This is a genomic window from Azospirillum sp. A23 (assembly GCF_042938965.1).
In the GTDB taxonomy this organism is placed as follows: Bacteria; Pseudomonadota; Alphaproteobacteria; order Azospirillales; family Azospirillaceae; genus Azospirillum; species Azospirillum melinis.
Genome location: NZ_CP170668.1, coordinates 355115 through 371016, shown reverse-complemented (window position 1 = coordinate 371016; position 15902 = coordinate 355115). Strand labels below are relative to the sequence as shown.

Genomic DNA, 15902 nt, shown 5'->3' with positions numbered 1-15902 from the left:
ATGGTAGTATGTCAAGAAGCGCGGAGGAGGGCAACCCGGATTGTCATCCTAGCGAACCATATAGTCCTGCTACTGCCGTCCGTGCATGCGGCCGGCTTCGGAAATGCCGTGCCGATCAGCGCAGGGCGGCAACCCGCGACCGGCCGCTGCTTCTGGAGGTCGTCTTGGGCGCCGGCTGAGTTCCGGCCTCCTCAAGGGTGAACAGGTCGGGGAACTTGCCTTCCAGTTCGGGCAGTGAGGTCAGGATCTCGCGCAGATGCAGCCCCATAGCCGCCTCCGCCTTGACCGGGTCGCGGGCGACAATCGCCTCCAGCACCGCCTGATGCTGAGAGATCAGCCGGCGGATCGGCGTGGCGTAGGGAACGCTGAGATAGCGGACGCGGTCCATCTGCGCCTTCGTCTCCTCGACGATGCGCCAGGCATAGTCGCACTCCGCCCCGATGGCGATGGCGCGGTGGAAGGCTTCATCCAGTTCCAGGAAGCGCACCGGCACAGGTTCGTCGGCGATGTCCCACTGGGCCTTCAAAAGGTCGCGCAGTTCGGCGATGCCGGCCGGCGTGATGGTCTCACAGGCCTTGCGCACCACGGCGGTTTCCACCGCCTCGCGCACGAAGCGGGCATCGAGCACCTGCTTGACCGAGATCTTGACGACGAAGCTGCCGCGCTGCGGCCGGATGGTCAGCAGGCCGGCTTCGCTCAGCTTGATGAAGGCCTCGCGCACCGGCTGGCGGCTGACGCCGAGCTGGTCGGCGATCTCCTGCTCCGACAGGGCCTGGCCGGGGCGGAACTGCATCGTCACGATGGCTTGGCGCAGCACCCGGTACACGCGCCGCGCGATCGGCTCGCCGGATTCCACGTCGATCTTGTTCAGCATCGGCACGTCATGGTTTATGGCGCCTCGAAACCTGCCCGAAGGGCCGGAGCGAATGACTGGTCTATCAGGATACTACCATACCAAGCGGCCGGCAAGAGTATTTCCCGCCGACACTGCTTGGTCCAATGCGGATTTCTCAACGAAAGCTCGTCCGGATCAAAGAGACCTCGTCAGAGTTCCACAAACAAACTGCCGGCCTGTGTGGGTGGAAATTAAGGGGAACCCCGTTCAGGATCATGATGTTGGCATCACAGCCTTGAACGGGGCAGGCATGGACAGCGGACTTATGCCGCCGGACGCTTGCCGCGGCCGACGATCTGGGTCGGATTGACGAAGCGCAGGGCGACGATCAGCCAGACCAGCGTGGTCACCATATAGATCACCGCCATGGCGTCGATCGACTGCACCGCCCGGACGCCGGAGGCGAACACCGCGTAATAGAGCGCCACCACCAGGGTCTGGCTGCCGGGTCCGGAGACCAGGAAGGTCAGCTCGAACATGCCGATGGTGCGGACCAGCACCAGCAGCAGCGCCGCCAGCACACCCGGCATCAGCATCGGCACCAGCACATGGACGAACATCTGGAAGATGTTGGCGCCGAAGACGCGGGCCGCCGCCTCGGTCCGAGGATCGATCTGCTCGATGAAGGGGATCATCACCAGCACCACGAAGGGTACGGTGGGCACCAGATTGGCCAGGATGACGCCGGTCAACGTACCGCCCAGCCCCGCCTTGTAGAGCACCGTCGCCAGCGGGATGCCGTAGGTGATCGGCGGAACCAGCAGGGGCAGCAACAGCAACAGCATAACCGCCCTCTTGGCCGGAAACTCGCGCCGCGCCAGCGCATAGGCGGCCGGGACGCCGAGCAGGCCGGACAGCAGGACCACCGCCCCGACCGCCTGGAAGGTGACCCACAACACGTCGCCCAACTGGAATTCGTCCCAGGCGGCGAAGTACCAGCGGGTGGTGAAGCCCGCCGGCAGCCAGGTGCCGAGCCAGCGCGTCGCCACCGACGAGGTCATCACCGAGGCGATCAGCCCCATCAGATTGATCAGAAACAGCCCGATCACCGCCCAGACGGCGAAGACCCACAGGCGGGACATGATGGATTTCTGCATTGCCGCCTCTCCTCAGCCTTTGGCGCCCGCGGCGGGGCCGCGGTAGAACAGCGAGCGGCAGCCGAGAACCGCAACGACCACCAGCAATTGGACCGCCCCCATGATCATCGCGATGGCCGAGGCCATGGAGTAGTCGTACTCCTCGAACGCGGCCTGATAGGCGGCGATGGAGATGACGCGCGTGGCGCCGGCCGGATCGCCGACCAGCACCGCCGACGGCAGCACCGAATAGGCCTGGACGAAGGACAGGCAGAAGGTGATGGCGAGGCCGGGGATCAGCAGCGGCAGGAAGACCTCGCGGAAGCGGGCGGCCGGCCCGGCCCCCAGCGTCGCCGCCGCGTTCTCCAGCGACGGGTCGATGCCGGTGACGTAGGACAACGTCAGCAGGAAGGTGAAGGGGAAACCGGTCAGCACCAGCGAGATGAAGACGCCCCAATAGCCGTTCAGCACGGAGATCGGGGTGGACAGCAGCCCGACCGCCATCAGTGCCCGGTTGAACCAGCCCTGCGGCCCGAAATAGAACAGCATGCCTTCGGCCACCAGAACGGTGCCCAGCGTGATCGGCAGCACCAGCAGGGTGGTCAGCAGACGCTGGCGCCGCATCAGCCGCACGCGGAAGGCGATGGGGATGGCGATCAGCAAATTCAGCAGCGTGACCGGGAAAGCCAGCCGCAGCGTCTTGAAGATGGTGCCGTAGAGGAAGGGATCGCTGAAGAACCGGGCGTAATTGCCGAACAGCGATCCGTCCTTGGGCTCGAAGGACAGCATCAGCCCATACAGGAACGGGTAGATGAACAGCCCCAGGATCAGCGCCACGCAGGGCAGCACCAGCAGGGTCGCCCCGTCGATGCCGCGGGCGGCCAGCCGCTGGCGCAGGGTCGGCCCCTCGGCGCGGCCTTCCAGGACGGCACTCATCGCGCGTCTCCGAACACCAGCACGCGGCCGGCATCGGCGCCGAGCCGGACGGCGGCGCCCCGCTGCAATGGATAGGGGGAGGCGAAATGCAGCTCGGTGCCGGACGCGGTGACGCCGACGCCGTGGAAGCCGCGCCCGCGATACTCCACCGCCTCCACCCGCACCGGAATGCCGTTGTCGGTGCCGGTCGGCTCCAGATCGTCGGGGCGGATCGCGGCGACGGCCGCCTTGCTCGCGGAAGCGGCCCGCATCCGGCCGCGGATCACCGTGCCTTCGATGTTCAGCAGGGCGTCCTCGCCCTCCATCCCGACCAGTTCGCCGTTGACGCGGTTGCGGAAGCCCATGAAGTCGGCGACATCGAGATGGGCGGGCAGGGCGTAAAGCTCCGCCGGGGTGCCGACCTGCCGGATGGCGCCGTCCCGCAGGACGACGATGCGGTCGGCCAGCGACAGCGCCTCTTCCTGGTCGTGGGTGACGTAGATGGTGGTGGAGCCGAGGGACTGGTGGATGCGGCGGATTTCCTGGCGCATCTCCAGCCGCAGCTTGGCGTCCAGGTTGGACAGCGGTTCGTCCATCAGCACCAGCGGCGGCTCGACCACGATGGCGCGGGCGATGGCGACGCGCTGCTGCTGGCCGCCCGACAGCTGGCCTGGCAGCTTTTCCGCCTGCGATTCCAGCCGCACCGCCGCCAGGGCGGCGTCGACCCGCTTTTCCAATTCCGGCTTCGGCACGCCGCGCATGCGCAGGCCGAAACCGATGTTCTTGCGCACGGTCATGTGCGGGAACAGGGCGTAATTCTGGAAGACCATGCCGAAGCCGCGTTCTTCCGGGCGCAGCACGTCGACCCGCCGGTCGTCCAGCATGATGCGCCCGCCGCTGACCGGCAGCAGGCCGGCGATGCAGTTCAGCGCGGTTGTCTTGCCGCATCCCGACGGGCCGAGCAGGGCGATGAACTCGCCCCGCTCGATGGTGAGGTCCAGCCCTTTCAGCGCCGTGAAGGCGTCGAACTCCCGCCTCACTCCCTGAAGGTGCAGTTGCTTGAAGGTGGTGGCTCCGACGGTCATTCCGGGGTCCTGTGGCTGGATGGGGCGCTGTCTTCGGAGGGCCCCGTCGCCCGGTACCGGGCGGAGGAACCCTCCGTTTCACGTCGTCGGCGGGGGGGCGGTCACTTGCCCGTCACTTGCCCTTGCGCGCGCCGATCTCCTCGTCCCAGCGGCGGAAGGCCTGCACCAGCTTGTCGGCGGCGAGCGGCAGTTCGATGGGGTGGTCGGCGATCAGCTTGTCGTAAGTCGGGCGGCCGAACTCGGCGATGGCGTCCTGGCTTTCCTTCGGCGCCATGGCGAGCGTCACGCCCTTCACCGCCGGGCCCGGATAGAAATAGCCCTCGTCATAGGTGTAGGCCTGCTGCGCCGGGGTCAGCAGATGGTTCATCAGGTCCAGGAGGACGGCGAGCTTTTCCGCCGACACGCCCTTGGGGATGCACATGTAATGGGCGTCGGCGACCCAGCGGAAATTCTCTACCGCGAAGACCTCGGCCGACTTCGGCACCACGCCGAGCACCCGCGGATTGATGTCCCAGCCGGTGGTCGACACGATGATGTCGAGTGACCCTTCGCCCAGCGCCTTCATGGTCGGCGTGGTGCCGCCCGGATAGGCCTCGATGGTCTCGCCCAGTTCGCGCAGGTAAGCCCAGGTCTTTTCCCAGCCATTGACCGGATCCTTGGGATCCTTGTCGCCCAGGATGTAGGGCAGCCCCATCAGGAAGGTGCGGCCGGGACCGGAGTTGGCCGGGCGGGCATAGGCGAAGCGCTTCGGATTTGCCTTCGCCCAGGCCAGCAGTTCCGCCGCTGTTTTCGGCACCTGCTTCACCCGTTCCGGCGCATATTCGAACAGCGGTCCGGAGGGGTAGTAGGTGACGACCACGCCCTGGCCTTCGGCGAGACCCTGCATGCGGGCGGCCGGCTCCAGATAGATGTCGGACAGTTTCGGCAGGTCGCCGGCGCGGTCCGGCAGCAGATTGACCCACAGCTTCTGGTCGATGCCGGCGGACAGCACGTCGGTGCCGGTCAGCACCAGATCGATGTCGACCCGGTTGGCGTCCTGCTGCGCCTTCAGCTTGCCGGGGAGTTCCGGCGCCGGCGCCTTGGAGAAGACGATGCGCGAAGCCCAGTCGGGCTTGGCCTTGCGGTAATTCTCGATGGCCTTCTGGGTCAGCGCCAGATTGCCGGCGACGTCCACCACATTCAGCGTGACCGGGCTCGCCGGCTTCGGCAGGGCCGCGAACACCGGCCGGCCGGTCGCCAGAAGCCCGGCGGTCCCGGCGGACGCCGCGAGGAAGCCGCGTCGTGAAATCCCGAGGTCGATCATAGGTTTCCTCCCGTTTCTAGGTATTTTCAAATTGCGGTGGTTCGAGCTGCGGCGGACATACTGAAGCGGCCGGGAAGCCATGGCGGTTTGCCTGACAGAACCGGTCGGGGAGCAGGGTCGCGGAAGATACGGATAATTTGTACCTAGGCCGAATGCTAGTATGGTAGTCCCGGCTCCGCAAGCGGAAACTCGTATGGTAGTAGCTTGCCGTGTCGGGTTATGGCGGGGAGACCGCAAGCCTCTGTCCGATGGCCGTAGAATGTAGCTGCCTGCTGCAACCGGCCCGTCGCCACAATGTCAAGCTGTGGAAACGATTGCACATCGGCGTATAAGCGCTCCAAATTCATCTGCCTGTATGCTATGGCTTGATATCGGTTGAGTTCCTGTGTCGCTTGCGATGGCAACACCTAAATTCTAGAAGTTTTTTCGGTAGAATTTTACAACAAAACTAAAATCTTTTTTTGGATAAGCCCGTCGGACTACCAATAAATTGAGAGAAGATTTGAGATCTTGATTCTCAATTTTGCCATAATCGAGACGATTATCCATGCTGCGATTGGACTTGTATCTTTCTGTGCGCTCCACTTTCCATTGGTGGCGCAGATCGGATCTTGATGGTTTGGATGGGGACGAATGACAGCGATACCAAAAATATTCAAAGAAAAAATAGATGGTTCTCTGGGAAAATTGAAAGCCATCCTTGAAAAAAAAGAACAAAAAATCCTTTTCTTCACGGAGAATGATTTTTTATTCCCTGAAGATTTTGATAAAAATCTTCGCAACACTTATTATGGAATGGAGATTTCCTCCAATCAATCAATTTTTGATAATAAAAGCTTTGATTTTGACATCGTAATTCTGTGCAGTCACCTGAAAAGCGAAGAAATACTCGCCTGGAAGCTGCAAAACATGCCGAGGCAGCCTTTTGTTGCCCTGTGGGCATGGGACAATCATCATGAGCCCATCCTCAACAGCCGAGCGGCTATGATCGCCGATGCGGTGTTTCCCGCCCATTGGTTCGCGCATGAAGACATGTCAAATGCAGCCACCCTCATAGCGCCGCATCTTCCGCTTTGCATAACGCAATGGAGCGGCATCTTCCTGGCGTCCATGGAGGAGAGGATCGTTGCTGCCGAGCGATGCGACAAACTATATGGCGGTTTCTTCAACCATGCGGATGCAAAAGAAAGGAATGGACTGATCGCCTCGTATCGGGAGCGATATCCCAATGATCATGTATTCACGCTCGGGATCGATAAAAGACCAGCATATTTTTCATTCAGCCAGGAGCAAAGATTGCTCGATTGGGCCTCCTACAAAGTCAGTGTAATTCTTCCCTTGAGAAATGACATTTCGCAACGGTTGTTCGATGCTCTGGTATGTGGTCTGATTCCCATAGTTCCGCCTGAGTTTCCCGATCTTGATCTGGTGATTTCACGACAGGATCAGCACTCCTTGCCGATCGTCCGGATGGAAAGTTATTCCGTCGAAGGCATTGCGGATGCCCACGCCCGCGCATTGAAGCTGTTTGATCGGGACGGCGAACAAGGTGTGGTGCGCAGGCATCGGTTCGCCCGCGACAATCATGGATTGCGCAACAGAATAGATCGACTGGTCAGCCTGTTCCGCCCGGGCACAGCGTTCTCAAAAGTTCATATCAACTTCAAAAACGGAATTCACATATACTTGACATGAACTTAGTAAATTCCTACAAAAAGCGACTTGCTTCTCGGCAAGATGATTGGGGGCCATGGCATTAATGTACAGTCTTCGACTCGAAGGGTGCGTAATTGCCACGGCATTATAATTCTAGACGACATTCCGCACGCAGTGATGACCTTTCCATGATCATTCTCCTGACGACCCCGGAACACCAATACACACTTCGCAGCATTGCTGAAGGCCAGTTCGGCGTGCCGGTTCCGGACATCAGGAGCCTGACTTACGATCAGGTTTTTGCGGCATCCACGTTGCCGAGAGCCACCTATGTTTTCGCGGATCTCGAGCGGCTTTCGACATCCCGCCTGAGACGGGCCGCCGACCTGTACCGGAAATTGCGCGATCTTGGCGTGCGCTGCTTGAACGATCCGGCCTGCGCGATGAGCCGCGTGGAACTCCTGACCAATCTCAGCGAGAAAACCGGCAATCCCATCGAGGTCAATCGGGCGGACATGTGTCCCAGGCCATCGCGTTTTCCCGTTTTCCTGCGTCTTGAAGACGAGCATGAGATGCCGTCGGACGCGCTCTATTACAGCCAAGGCGAACTCGACGAGGCCCTTGCCGCCCAACGCCGGGATGGAGTGCCTTTGCGCGGCCTTCTCGTCCTGGAAAAGGTCGATGCGACGTACAATGGCACCCTGTGGGCCAAATGGGGCAGTTGGCGGATCGGGGACCGGATCGTCGTGGAGCATATTGCCGTCGAAGACCGGTGGATGGTCAAGTATGGCCGGCACGACTGTCTTACGGAAGACATCGTCTCCGACGAGTTCGACGCCGTATCGACCAATCGGTTCGAACCCTTGCTCAAACCGGCGTTCGAGACCGCCGGGATCGAGTATGGTCGCGCGGACCATGCCGCCACACCGGATGGAGCGGTGGTGTTCGAGATCAACACCAACCCGTTTCTCGGCAACTATGTGCCGGACCCTTGGCTGAAACGCCGTGATACTCAGATGCTGGCGAGACAGCGCTGGAGCGAGGCGATGCAAGCGATCGATACGCCGTGCTGAGCAAAGGTTGAAAAAGCTCGTCTCGCAAGAGGGCGTGCTTCGTCTGCCACGTCAATGGCCGGCCCAGTCCGGCGCAGCATGACCGCCTTCCCGATGGTGCCGGTTGGACGCTCCGGCGGGCAGACACCGGACCGGAGATTGGCTTTGCATCCAGATGGCGGGGCCATGGCAAGCCATGGCCCGCAACCTCAGCCTGCAATAGCAAGGTTTAACAGGTCAGAAGACGGTATTGTCAAGAAAAAGGCGGCGAAGGGGGCGGCGGCGGCGGGGGCGGACCAAGAGGCAGATCGGTTTCGATGGAGAAAGACATGCTTTTCATTCCTAAGTTATAGAGTCATTTCAAACGAAGGCTGAGCGTGAACATCCTTCGAGACAACAATAATCATTGCTCCAGACGTTCCCGTCAAGATTGTGTATTCTGGATTGGACGGAAATTTGTTGCCGCGTTCTCGTTACGCAGGCGCGTCCCAATCCGCAACGTCCGGCTTTACCGGATGATGGATCATGTTGCTCCGGCCGAAGCCGCTTGGGTCCTCGGCAAAATAGCGCGGGCGGGAGGGGCGCCATATCAGGGTGCCCGGTTGCAGGCATTCGTCCTGCGGGGTGTTCTCGTAATTGGTTCCACGCCGGGCGGGCGGGCAGAGCGGACCCTGCCCGCCGATGTCTTCGACGGTGAACCCTCCAGCGAGCGCGACGGTCGGGAGGGTGAACTCGTAATGGCCGCGCCAGCCGGCGACGGACATGATCAGCCCATAGGTCCGCGCGAAATGGCGGGACAGGCGCATGATCGGGTGAAACGCCCGGTGGGCGAGGTCGGGGCTGACCGACGCCGGCATCGCTGCCGACTGCCAATAGTACCAATCGCGACTTGCGGCGAGCGGCTGGACGGTCGTCGTCAGCAGATCGGACTCGTTCCGGCTGAACTGGTCGAAAAGCTGCGCCCAGTCGCCGGAATAATCGACGTCGTATTCGACGACCCAGACGAAATCGGCGTCGAGGGACAGGACGCAGGGAATGATCGCCACATCCAGGTAGCCCCGCTGCACGCCGCCATGCGCAGCCATCTCCCGATAACGGGCCGGCATGCAGGAGTCCGGCGGCCGATAGGCGAAATCGACTTGCGGTTCCGCCCGGTTGTCCGGATTGAACATGAAATGCCAGTCGATCATGTGGCCGGTCTGATCGACGAGACGCCGGAAATGCCGCTCGATCCGTTCGGAACGGACATGACAGACGAACAACCCGGCGACCTTGAAGGGAGGAACGGGTTTCATCGCTTGCCTTGGCTCTTCGGTCTGTAAGTCGGCGGCACGGGAACAGCGGACACCCCCCGGGATCCCGCCGGCTCATAGTATGGGTCGGACGCCGGCCATTGGAAGGAAATCATGGGCTTGGCGCCGGCACACCGCCCAACCGAGCCGTGTCCCCAGGTAGGGAAGAGAGGTGGAGCGGACATGGGATATGCGACGTCGCATTTCTCAGCGCTGCGACTTATGGAAATTATCTCGCACCAGCACACGGACGGTTGAAACTTCCGACAGAATCGGCATGCTGTCGCCGATGGTCTGACCACTTCGCGTGCAGGGGGTGCCTCCTGCCCGAAAAATGATCATCCTCGTTCGCGCATCGACCCGTATCCGTCCATCCTCGACCAGGAAACCGTCGCCCATGTCCGCCATCCTGCTGCAGGAAAGTTCCGAGACGAAGGACCAGCCGCTCCGCGAAGACATCCGCCTGCTGGGGCGCATCCTGGGCGACACCGTCCGCAGCCAGGAAGGGGAGGCGGTGTTCGACATCGTCGAGCGCATCCGCCAGACCTCGATCCGCTTTCATCGTGAAGAGGACCAGGGCGCCCGCAAGGAGCTGGAGGCGATCCTGAACAGCCTGTCGCCGCCGCAGACGGCGCGGGTGGTGCGGGCCTACAGCTTCTTCTCGCACCTCGCCAACATCGCGGAGGACCAGCACCACATCCGCCGCACCCGCGCCCATGCGCTTGCCGGGTCGGCGCCGCGCGAAGGCACGATGGACCATGCGCTGGACGAGGCGGCGAAGGCCGGCGTCACCACCCAGCAGCTGAAGGAGTTCTTCGACGGCGCGCTGGTCAGCCCGGTGCTGACCGCCCACCCGACCGAGGTGCAGCGCAAGAGCATCCTGACCGTGCAGATGCAGGTCGCCAAGCTGCTGGCCGAGCGCGACCATGGGCCGATGACGCCGGAGGAGGAGGACACCAACCTCGAATCGCTCCAGCGCGCCGTGCTGACCCTGTGGCAGACCGCGATCCTGCGCGCCACCAAGCTGGCGGTGACGGACGAGGTGGCCAACGGCCTGACCTTCTACGACTACACCTTCCTGCGCGAGATGCCGCGCTTCTACGCCCAGCTGGAAGACCACCTGCGCAGGACCGACCCGTCCTGGACGACGACGGAGCTGCCGTCCTTCCTGCGGATGGGCAGCTGGATCGGCGGCGACCGCGACGGCAACCCCTTCGTCACCGCCCCCGTGCTGCGCCAGGCGATGCGGATGCAGAGCACTCGCGCCCTGCAATTCTATCTTGACGAGCTGCACACGCTGGGGTCGGAGCTGTCGCTCAGCACCCGCGTCATCGACGTGTCGGAGCCGCTGCGTCAGCTGGCCGAGCGTTCGCCCGACTCGTCGCCGCACCGCAAGATGGAGCCCTACCGCCGCGCGATTTCCGGCATCTATGCGCGGGTCGCCGCGACGCTGCGGACGCTGGACGGGCTGGAGGCGCCGCGCCACGCCGTGGGCGACGCGCCGCCCTACCAGGCCCCGGCGGAATTCCGTGCGGACCTCGACATCATCGACCGCTCGCTGACCGTCAACGGCTCGGCGGCACTGGCGAAGGGCCGGCTGCGTCACCTGCGCCGAGCCGTCGACCTGTTCGGCTTCCATCTCGCCAGCATCGACCTGCGCCAGAACTCCGACGTGCATGAGCGTTCGGTGGCGGAGCTGCTGTCCTTCGCCGACGCCGGCGTCGATTACACGGCGCTGTCGGAGGACGAGCGGATCGAGATCCTGGTGCGCGAACTGGACACCAACCGCCCGCTGGCCTCCAGCTACGCCGACTATTCCGAGGAGACCAGTTCCGAACTGGACATCCTGCGCACCGCCGCCGAAGCCCGCGTCCGCTTCGGCACCGATGCGGTGGTGAACTGCGTCATTTCCAAGACCGACGGCGTGTCGGACATCCTGGAGGTCGCCGTCCTGCTGAAGGAAGCCGGGCTGCTGCGGCCGAAGGACAAGGCGCTGGACCTGAACATCGCCCCGCTGTTCGAGACCATCGGCGACCTGCGCAACTGTGCCGCGACCATGGACCGGCTGCTTTCGATCCCGGCCTACAGGCGCTTCCTGGAGAGCCGCGGCAATCTGCAGGAGGTGATGCTCGGCTATTCGGACAGCAACAAGGACGGCGGGTTCCTCACCTCCGGCTGGGAGCTGTACAAGGCCGAGATCGCGCTGGTCGAGGTGTTCGCCAAGCATGGCGTGCGGCTGCGGCTGTTCCACGGCCGCGGCGGTTCGGTCGGCCGCGGCGGCGGCCCCAGCTATCAGGCGATCCTGGCCCAGCCGGCCGGCGCCGTGCAGGGCGCCATCCGCATCACCGAGCAGGGCGAGGTCATCGCCGGCAAATATTCCAACCCGGAGGTCGGCCGCCGCAACCTGGAAACGCTGGCCGCGGCGACGCTGGAAGCCACGCTGCTGCATCCGGAATCGGCCGCTCCCTGCACCGACCTGTTCCTCCAGACCATGGAAGAGCTGTCGGAGCACGCCTTCAAGGCCTATCGCGGGCTGGTCTACGAGACCGAGGGCTTCGAGAAGTATTTCTGGGAATCGACGGTGATCGGCGAGATCGCCAACCTCAACATCGGCAGCCGCCCGGCCTCGCGCAAGAAATCGACCAGCATCGAGGATCTGCGCGCCATTCCCTGGGTGTTCAGCTGGGCGCAGTGCCGCCTGATGCTGCCGGGCTGGTACGGCTTCGGGTCGGCGGTGAAGGCCTATCTGGCCCAGCATCCCGACGGGATGGAGCGGCTGCGCGCCATGCACCGCGATTGGGGCTTCTTCAGCACGCTGCTGTCCAACATGGACATGGTGCTGTCCAAGTCGAACATCGCCATCGCATCGCGCTATGCCGGACTGGTGTCGGACCCGGCGCTGCGCGACGCCATCTTCACCCGCATCCGGGCGGAGTGGCAGGACAGCATCGACGCCCTGCTGGCGATCACCGAGCAATCGGCCCTGCTGGAGAAGAACCCGCTGCTGGCGCGGTCGATCCGCAACCGCTTCCCTTATCTGGACCCGCTGAACCACGTCCAGGTCGAGTTGCTGAAGCGTCACCGCACCAGCGACAGCGGCGAGCAGATCGCCCGCGGCATCCATCTGACCATCAACGGCATCGCCGCCGGCCTGCGCAACAGCGGCTGATCTCCCCGCCGTTTTCTTGCCGCAGCGCAGCGGCGGGCGACGTTCCGCCGCATGGTTGCCGACAAAAACGCCCTTCCTCCGCCGCGAGGAAGGGCGTTTTATGTTTGCGGACGAACGGCTTGGTCCGTCTTGTCCTTTTCTTGTGCGATGCACGATCAACTCTTCGGCATCGCAAAACAAAGCTCGGCTGTTGGTGTTGAGGCCAAAATAAGTCACGACAGATCTGCCGAAAATCACAGTTGATCGTCGATGAGTATTTTGATACCTCATGCCTCCCCGAGAGGAGAAATGGTATGACCACTCAGTCCCAGCAGCAGCAAATGGCCCAGCCGCATCAAGAGCGGGCGACCACCGGCACCCAGGGCAACCGCAGCACCCAGGGCGGCGCCACCGACACCCATGAGGAATTCTGCGGCGGCGCCTGCGGTGCCGGTGCCGGCGCCGCGGTGATCTGGCGCCCGATCACGGTCGAGACCCGGCGCTGACCAGCGACGGTCTTCGCATGAGAAAAGCCCCTCTCCGCTGACGGGAAAGGGGCTTTTTTCTTTCGGTTCTATTTTTCGGTTTTCCGCCGCCCTGGCGGCTCGGTCAGCCCGCCCGCATGCGGTTGACCAGACTGTCGACCTGCGAGCCCAGCGAGCGCACCTCGTCCGCGACTGTGGAGGAGGCGGTCAGCACACGGGTGGCGGACTCGCCCGACTCCGCGGCGGCGCGGGCGACGCTGTCGATGTTGCGCCGGACATGCTGGGTACCGTCGGCCGCCTCGCCGACATTGCGGGCGATCTCGCGGGTGGCCGCACTCTGTTCTTCGACCGCGGCGGCGACGGTGGCGGCGATCTCGTTGATCTCGCGGATGGTGCCGGCGATGGAGCGGATGGCGTCCACCGCATCCTGGGTCACCGCCTGCATCGCCTGGATCTGGCTGGAGATCTCTTCCGTCGCCTTGCCGGTCTGGTTGGCGAGGCTCTTCACCTCGCTCGCCACCACGGCGAAGCCCTTGCCTGCCTCACCGGCACGAGCCGCCTCGATGGTGGCGTTCAGCGCCAGCAGATTGGTCTGGCTGGCGATGTCGTTGATCAGTTGCACCACCTCGCCGATCTTGTTGGCCGACTGCGACAGGCCCTCCACCGTGCGATCGGTGCGCTCCGCCTCGGTCGCCGCCTTGCGGGCGATCTGGCTGGAGGCGTGAACCTGGCTGCCGATCTCCTGGATGGAGGCCGACAGCTCCTCGGTTGCGGCTGCGACCGCCTTGACGCTGCCTTCGGCCTGCTGGGACGTGCTGGCGGCGGTCGCCGCCTCGCCGGTGGTGGCCTCGGCGTTGCGGCTCATCCGCTGGGCCATGTCCTGCATCTCGCCGGCGGCGCGGGCAACGCGGTCCAGCACGCCGCGCACGCTGCTTTCGAAATTCTCGGCCATCTCGACCATGGCGCGGCGGCGCTCGCCGGCGGCACGGCTGCGTTCGGCCTCGGCCCGCGCATTGGCGGCACTGGCCTCGTTGGCGGTGTCGCGGAAGACCATCAGGGCACGGGTCATGTCGCCGATCTCGTCCGAACCGGCGGCGGGGATCGGCGCGTTCAGGTTGCCGGCGGCAATCGCCCGCATGGCGTCGGACAGCTGGCTGAGGCGCGCGACGATGTTGCGGCCGACCACGAACCAGGCCAGCGCCGCGGCGCCGATCAGGCTGCCGACCGCGAACAGGATCAGCATCTTGCGCCCGGTCGACAGCGCGTCGGTGGCCCCGGCGGCGGCGGTGTCCGCCTCCTGCTTCATCGCGGCGATCTGGCCGTCGACCATGCCGGCGAACTGCCGGGCGATCTGGCGGTTCTCCGCCAGCACCTTCTCGTTCTCGGCGGCGGCATCGAGTTCGGAGCGGCGCAGCTTGAACAGGCTGTTGTCGCCCTTGCCGAAGCCGGCCAGCAGCTCTGCACTCTTCACCAGCTTCGGCAGCCCGTCGTCGCCGGCTGCCTGGAGCGCCTTCAACCGCTCCTCCATCGCCTTGGCGGCAGTGGTGAAGCGGGTTTCCAGCATGGCCAGCCGGTCGGCGCTGGGGGCCTGCGTCGCCTCGTTCAGCGCGCCGACGGTGGCGGCGGCGTAGGTCGACAGTTCCAGATATGTGCGGAAGCGGGCAAGACCGTCGCCCAGCAGATCCTGCATCGAGTCCCGGGTCTGCGAACGGATGTTGACGCTCGACAGCTTGATCTCGGCCTTCAGCCGCATCAGCGGCGATTCCATCTGGTCCAGCAGAGTGGCCTGCCGGCGGGCGGCATCGGCCAGGACCTCGGTCGTCTTCTGGCGGATGGCGTCGCGCTCGGCGCTGCCGGCCGGCGATTCCAGCGCCTTGCGGCGCATGTCGAAGACGCCGTCGGCGCCGTCGCCCAGCAGGAAGAAGGCGTCCAGCCCGTCCGAGGTCTCCTTGCTCAGCCGGCTGCCGACCTGGGCGGTGGCGCTGACCATGCGGGCGGCCGCTTCCAGATAATTCTGCTGGAACTGGGTGACGGCGAAGGCGGTTTCGGCGCCGCCGGCGCGCGTCAGCGCTTCCGATGCGAGCCCCAGGTCGCCGCGCACCTCGTACATGGTGATCAGCGAGCGGATGGCGTCGCCCAGCGAATTCATATCGCGCTCGGTGCTGCTGTCCAGCGTCTCGCCCTTGCCGCGCAGCGTGGCGCCGGCCCGCTCGGTCAGCGGAGCGAGGTTGGCGAGGAAGGCGTCGTAGGACTTGGCCAGATCGACCGCCATCGTCTCGCGCGTGCCGCGGACGGACAGGCGCAGGTTGGCGGCGGCGTTGCCGCGTTCCAGCGTCGCGATCAGCCCCTGGGTCTTGGCGCGCAGTTCGCCGATCCGCGGATCGCCGGGCCGGCGGGTCGCCAGCTCCTCCACCAGGGCGCCCAGCGCCTTGCCGTTGCCCATGATCTCGCCATAGACGCGCTCGCGCTCGCTCTGGCTTTCGGCGGCGGCAAGCACCGGGGCGGCGGCGGCGATGCCGCTGCTCTCACCGGACAGGCGCTTCGCCAGCTCCATCTCCGGCAGGCCGGTGCCGACGATCTGCGTCAGCGGCCGTTCCACCGCCGAGAAGGAGGTCAGCCCGACCATGCTGGCGGCGACCGTCATGCCGGCCATGCCGGCGAAGGCGAGCAGAAGCTTGCCTCGTACGCCCAACCTGCGGCCGCCTGTGGCACCGGTTGGGTGGTGGGGCATCGAGGTGTCGTCGCGCGCGTTCATCGTCATATGCGTCCTGCTCCCCGGAAAGTGCGTCCGCTCTGGGCTTTTTTGCCCGTTTTGTTTGTTGCTGCCGGCTGCAAACCGCTCCCCCGCTTCCAGGGAATGTTCCGATCCACACAGCTTGGCAGACCAACCATACCGCAGTGTGGTTGACAGATCCTTACGGGGGAACTCTCATTTTCTGCCTTCACCGGTCATAATCCAATCGTCACGCCCTGTTCGGGTGGTGAATTTGGTGTG

Annotated in this window: 12 protein-coding genes; 4 read left to right on the top strand and 8 right to left on the bottom strand. The window is 64.1% G+C overall.

Going from position 1 to position 15902, the window contains the following annotated elements; all coding sequences use genetic code 11:
* Positions 1 to 115: 115 nt before the first annotated feature.
* The 5 genes from ABNQ40_RS32095 to ABNQ40_RS32075 all read right to left on the bottom strand — a co-directional run bounded on the left by ABNQ40_RS32095 (position 116) and on the right by ABNQ40_RS32075 (position 5274).
* Entirely contained in the window at positions 116 to 874 is a 759-nt protein-coding gene (locus ABNQ40_RS32095) for a GntR family transcriptional regulator (protein ID WP_109051211.1), read from the bottom strand.
* A gap of 284 nt (positions 875 to 1158) precedes the next feature.
* Positions 1159 to 1992, bottom strand: coding sequence for an ABC transporter permease (locus tag ABNQ40_RS32090; RefSeq protein ID WP_109051212.1), 834 nt, complete (start codon positions 1990 to 1992; stop codon positions 1159 to 1161).
* Between the two features lie 12 nt (positions 1993 to 2004).
* Positions 2005 to 2907, bottom strand: coding sequence for an ABC transporter permease (locus ABNQ40_RS32085; protein ID WP_098735235.1), 903 nt, complete (start codon positions 2905 to 2907; stop codon positions 2005 to 2007).
* Positions 2904 to 3971, bottom strand: a complete 1068-nt coding sequence (locus tag ABNQ40_RS32080; RefSeq protein ID WP_109051213.1) for an ABC transporter ATP-binding protein — start codon at positions 3969 to 3971, stop codon at positions 2904 to 2906. Before ABNQ40_RS32080 ends, ABNQ40_RS32085 begins: the two co-directional genes overlap by 4 nt.
* Positions 3972 to 4083: 112 nt before the next feature.
* Positions 4084 to 5274, bottom strand: a complete 1191-nt coding sequence (locus tag ABNQ40_RS32075) for an extracellular solute-binding protein (RefSeq protein ID WP_109051214.1) — start codon at positions 5272 to 5274, stop codon at positions 4084 to 4086.
* A gap of 633 nt (positions 5275 to 5907) precedes the next feature.
* Between ABNQ40_RS32075 and ABNQ40_RS32070 the strand changes: the two genes are divergently transcribed.
* Together ABNQ40_RS32070 and ABNQ40_RS32065 are read left to right on the top strand one after the other, a co-directional pair.
* Positions 5908 to 6969 carry a hypothetical protein gene (locus ABNQ40_RS32070; protein ID WP_146255515.1) on the top strand — a complete coding sequence of 354 codons (1062 nt, stop codon included), beginning with the start codon at positions 5908 to 5910 and terminating at the stop codon, positions 6967 to 6969.
* Positions 6970 to 7118: 149 nt separating this feature from the next.
* Positions 7119 to 8003 carry a hypothetical protein gene (locus tag ABNQ40_RS32065; RefSeq protein ID WP_109051215.1) on the top strand — a complete coding sequence of 295 codons (885 nt, stop codon included), beginning with the start codon at positions 7119 to 7121 and terminating at the stop codon, positions 8001 to 8003.
* Positions 8004 to 8455: 452 nt separating this feature from the next.
* On the opposite strand, the gene ABNQ40_RS32060 is transcribed toward ABNQ40_RS32065, so the two are convergent.
* Together ABNQ40_RS32060 and ABNQ40_RS32055 are read right to left on the bottom strand one after the other, a co-directional pair.
* Positions 8456 to 9277: a hypothetical protein gene (locus tag ABNQ40_RS32060; RefSeq protein ID WP_109051216.1), complete on the bottom strand. Its 822-nt coding sequence runs from the start codon at positions 9275 to 9277 to the stop codon at positions 8456 to 8458.
* A gap of 204 nt (positions 9278 to 9481) precedes the next feature.
* The gene (locus ABNQ40_RS32055) at positions 9482 to 9673 is read right to left on the bottom strand and encodes a hypothetical protein (protein ID WP_146255516.1); all 192 of its coding nucleotides are present in this window, start codon (positions 9671 to 9673) and stop codon (positions 9482 to 9484) included.
* Between ABNQ40_RS32055 and ppc the strand changes: the two genes are divergently transcribed.
* Positions 9672 to 12443 (top strand): phosphoenolpyruvate carboxylase, encoded by a 2772-nt coding sequence (gene ppc / locus ABNQ40_RS32050; RefSeq protein ID WP_109051218.1) that lies wholly within the window; start codon positions 9672 to 9674, stop codon positions 12441 to 12443. The two genes, ABNQ40_RS32055 and ppc, sit on opposite strands and share 2 nt — an antisense overlap.
* A gap of 293 nt (positions 12444 to 12736) precedes the next feature.
* Positions 12737 to 12928, top strand: a complete 192-nt coding sequence (locus tag ABNQ40_RS32045; RefSeq protein WP_109051219.1) for a hypothetical protein — start codon at positions 12737 to 12739, stop codon at positions 12926 to 12928.
* 103 nt (positions 12929 to 13031) lie between these two features.
* On the opposite strand, the gene ABNQ40_RS32040 is transcribed toward ABNQ40_RS32045, so the two are convergent.
* Positions 13032 to 15668: a methyl-accepting chemotaxis protein gene (locus tag ABNQ40_RS32040; RefSeq protein WP_109051220.1), complete on the bottom strand. Its 2637-nt coding sequence runs from the start codon at positions 15666 to 15668 to the stop codon at positions 13032 to 13034.
* Positions 15669 to 15902: the final 234 nt, after the last annotated feature.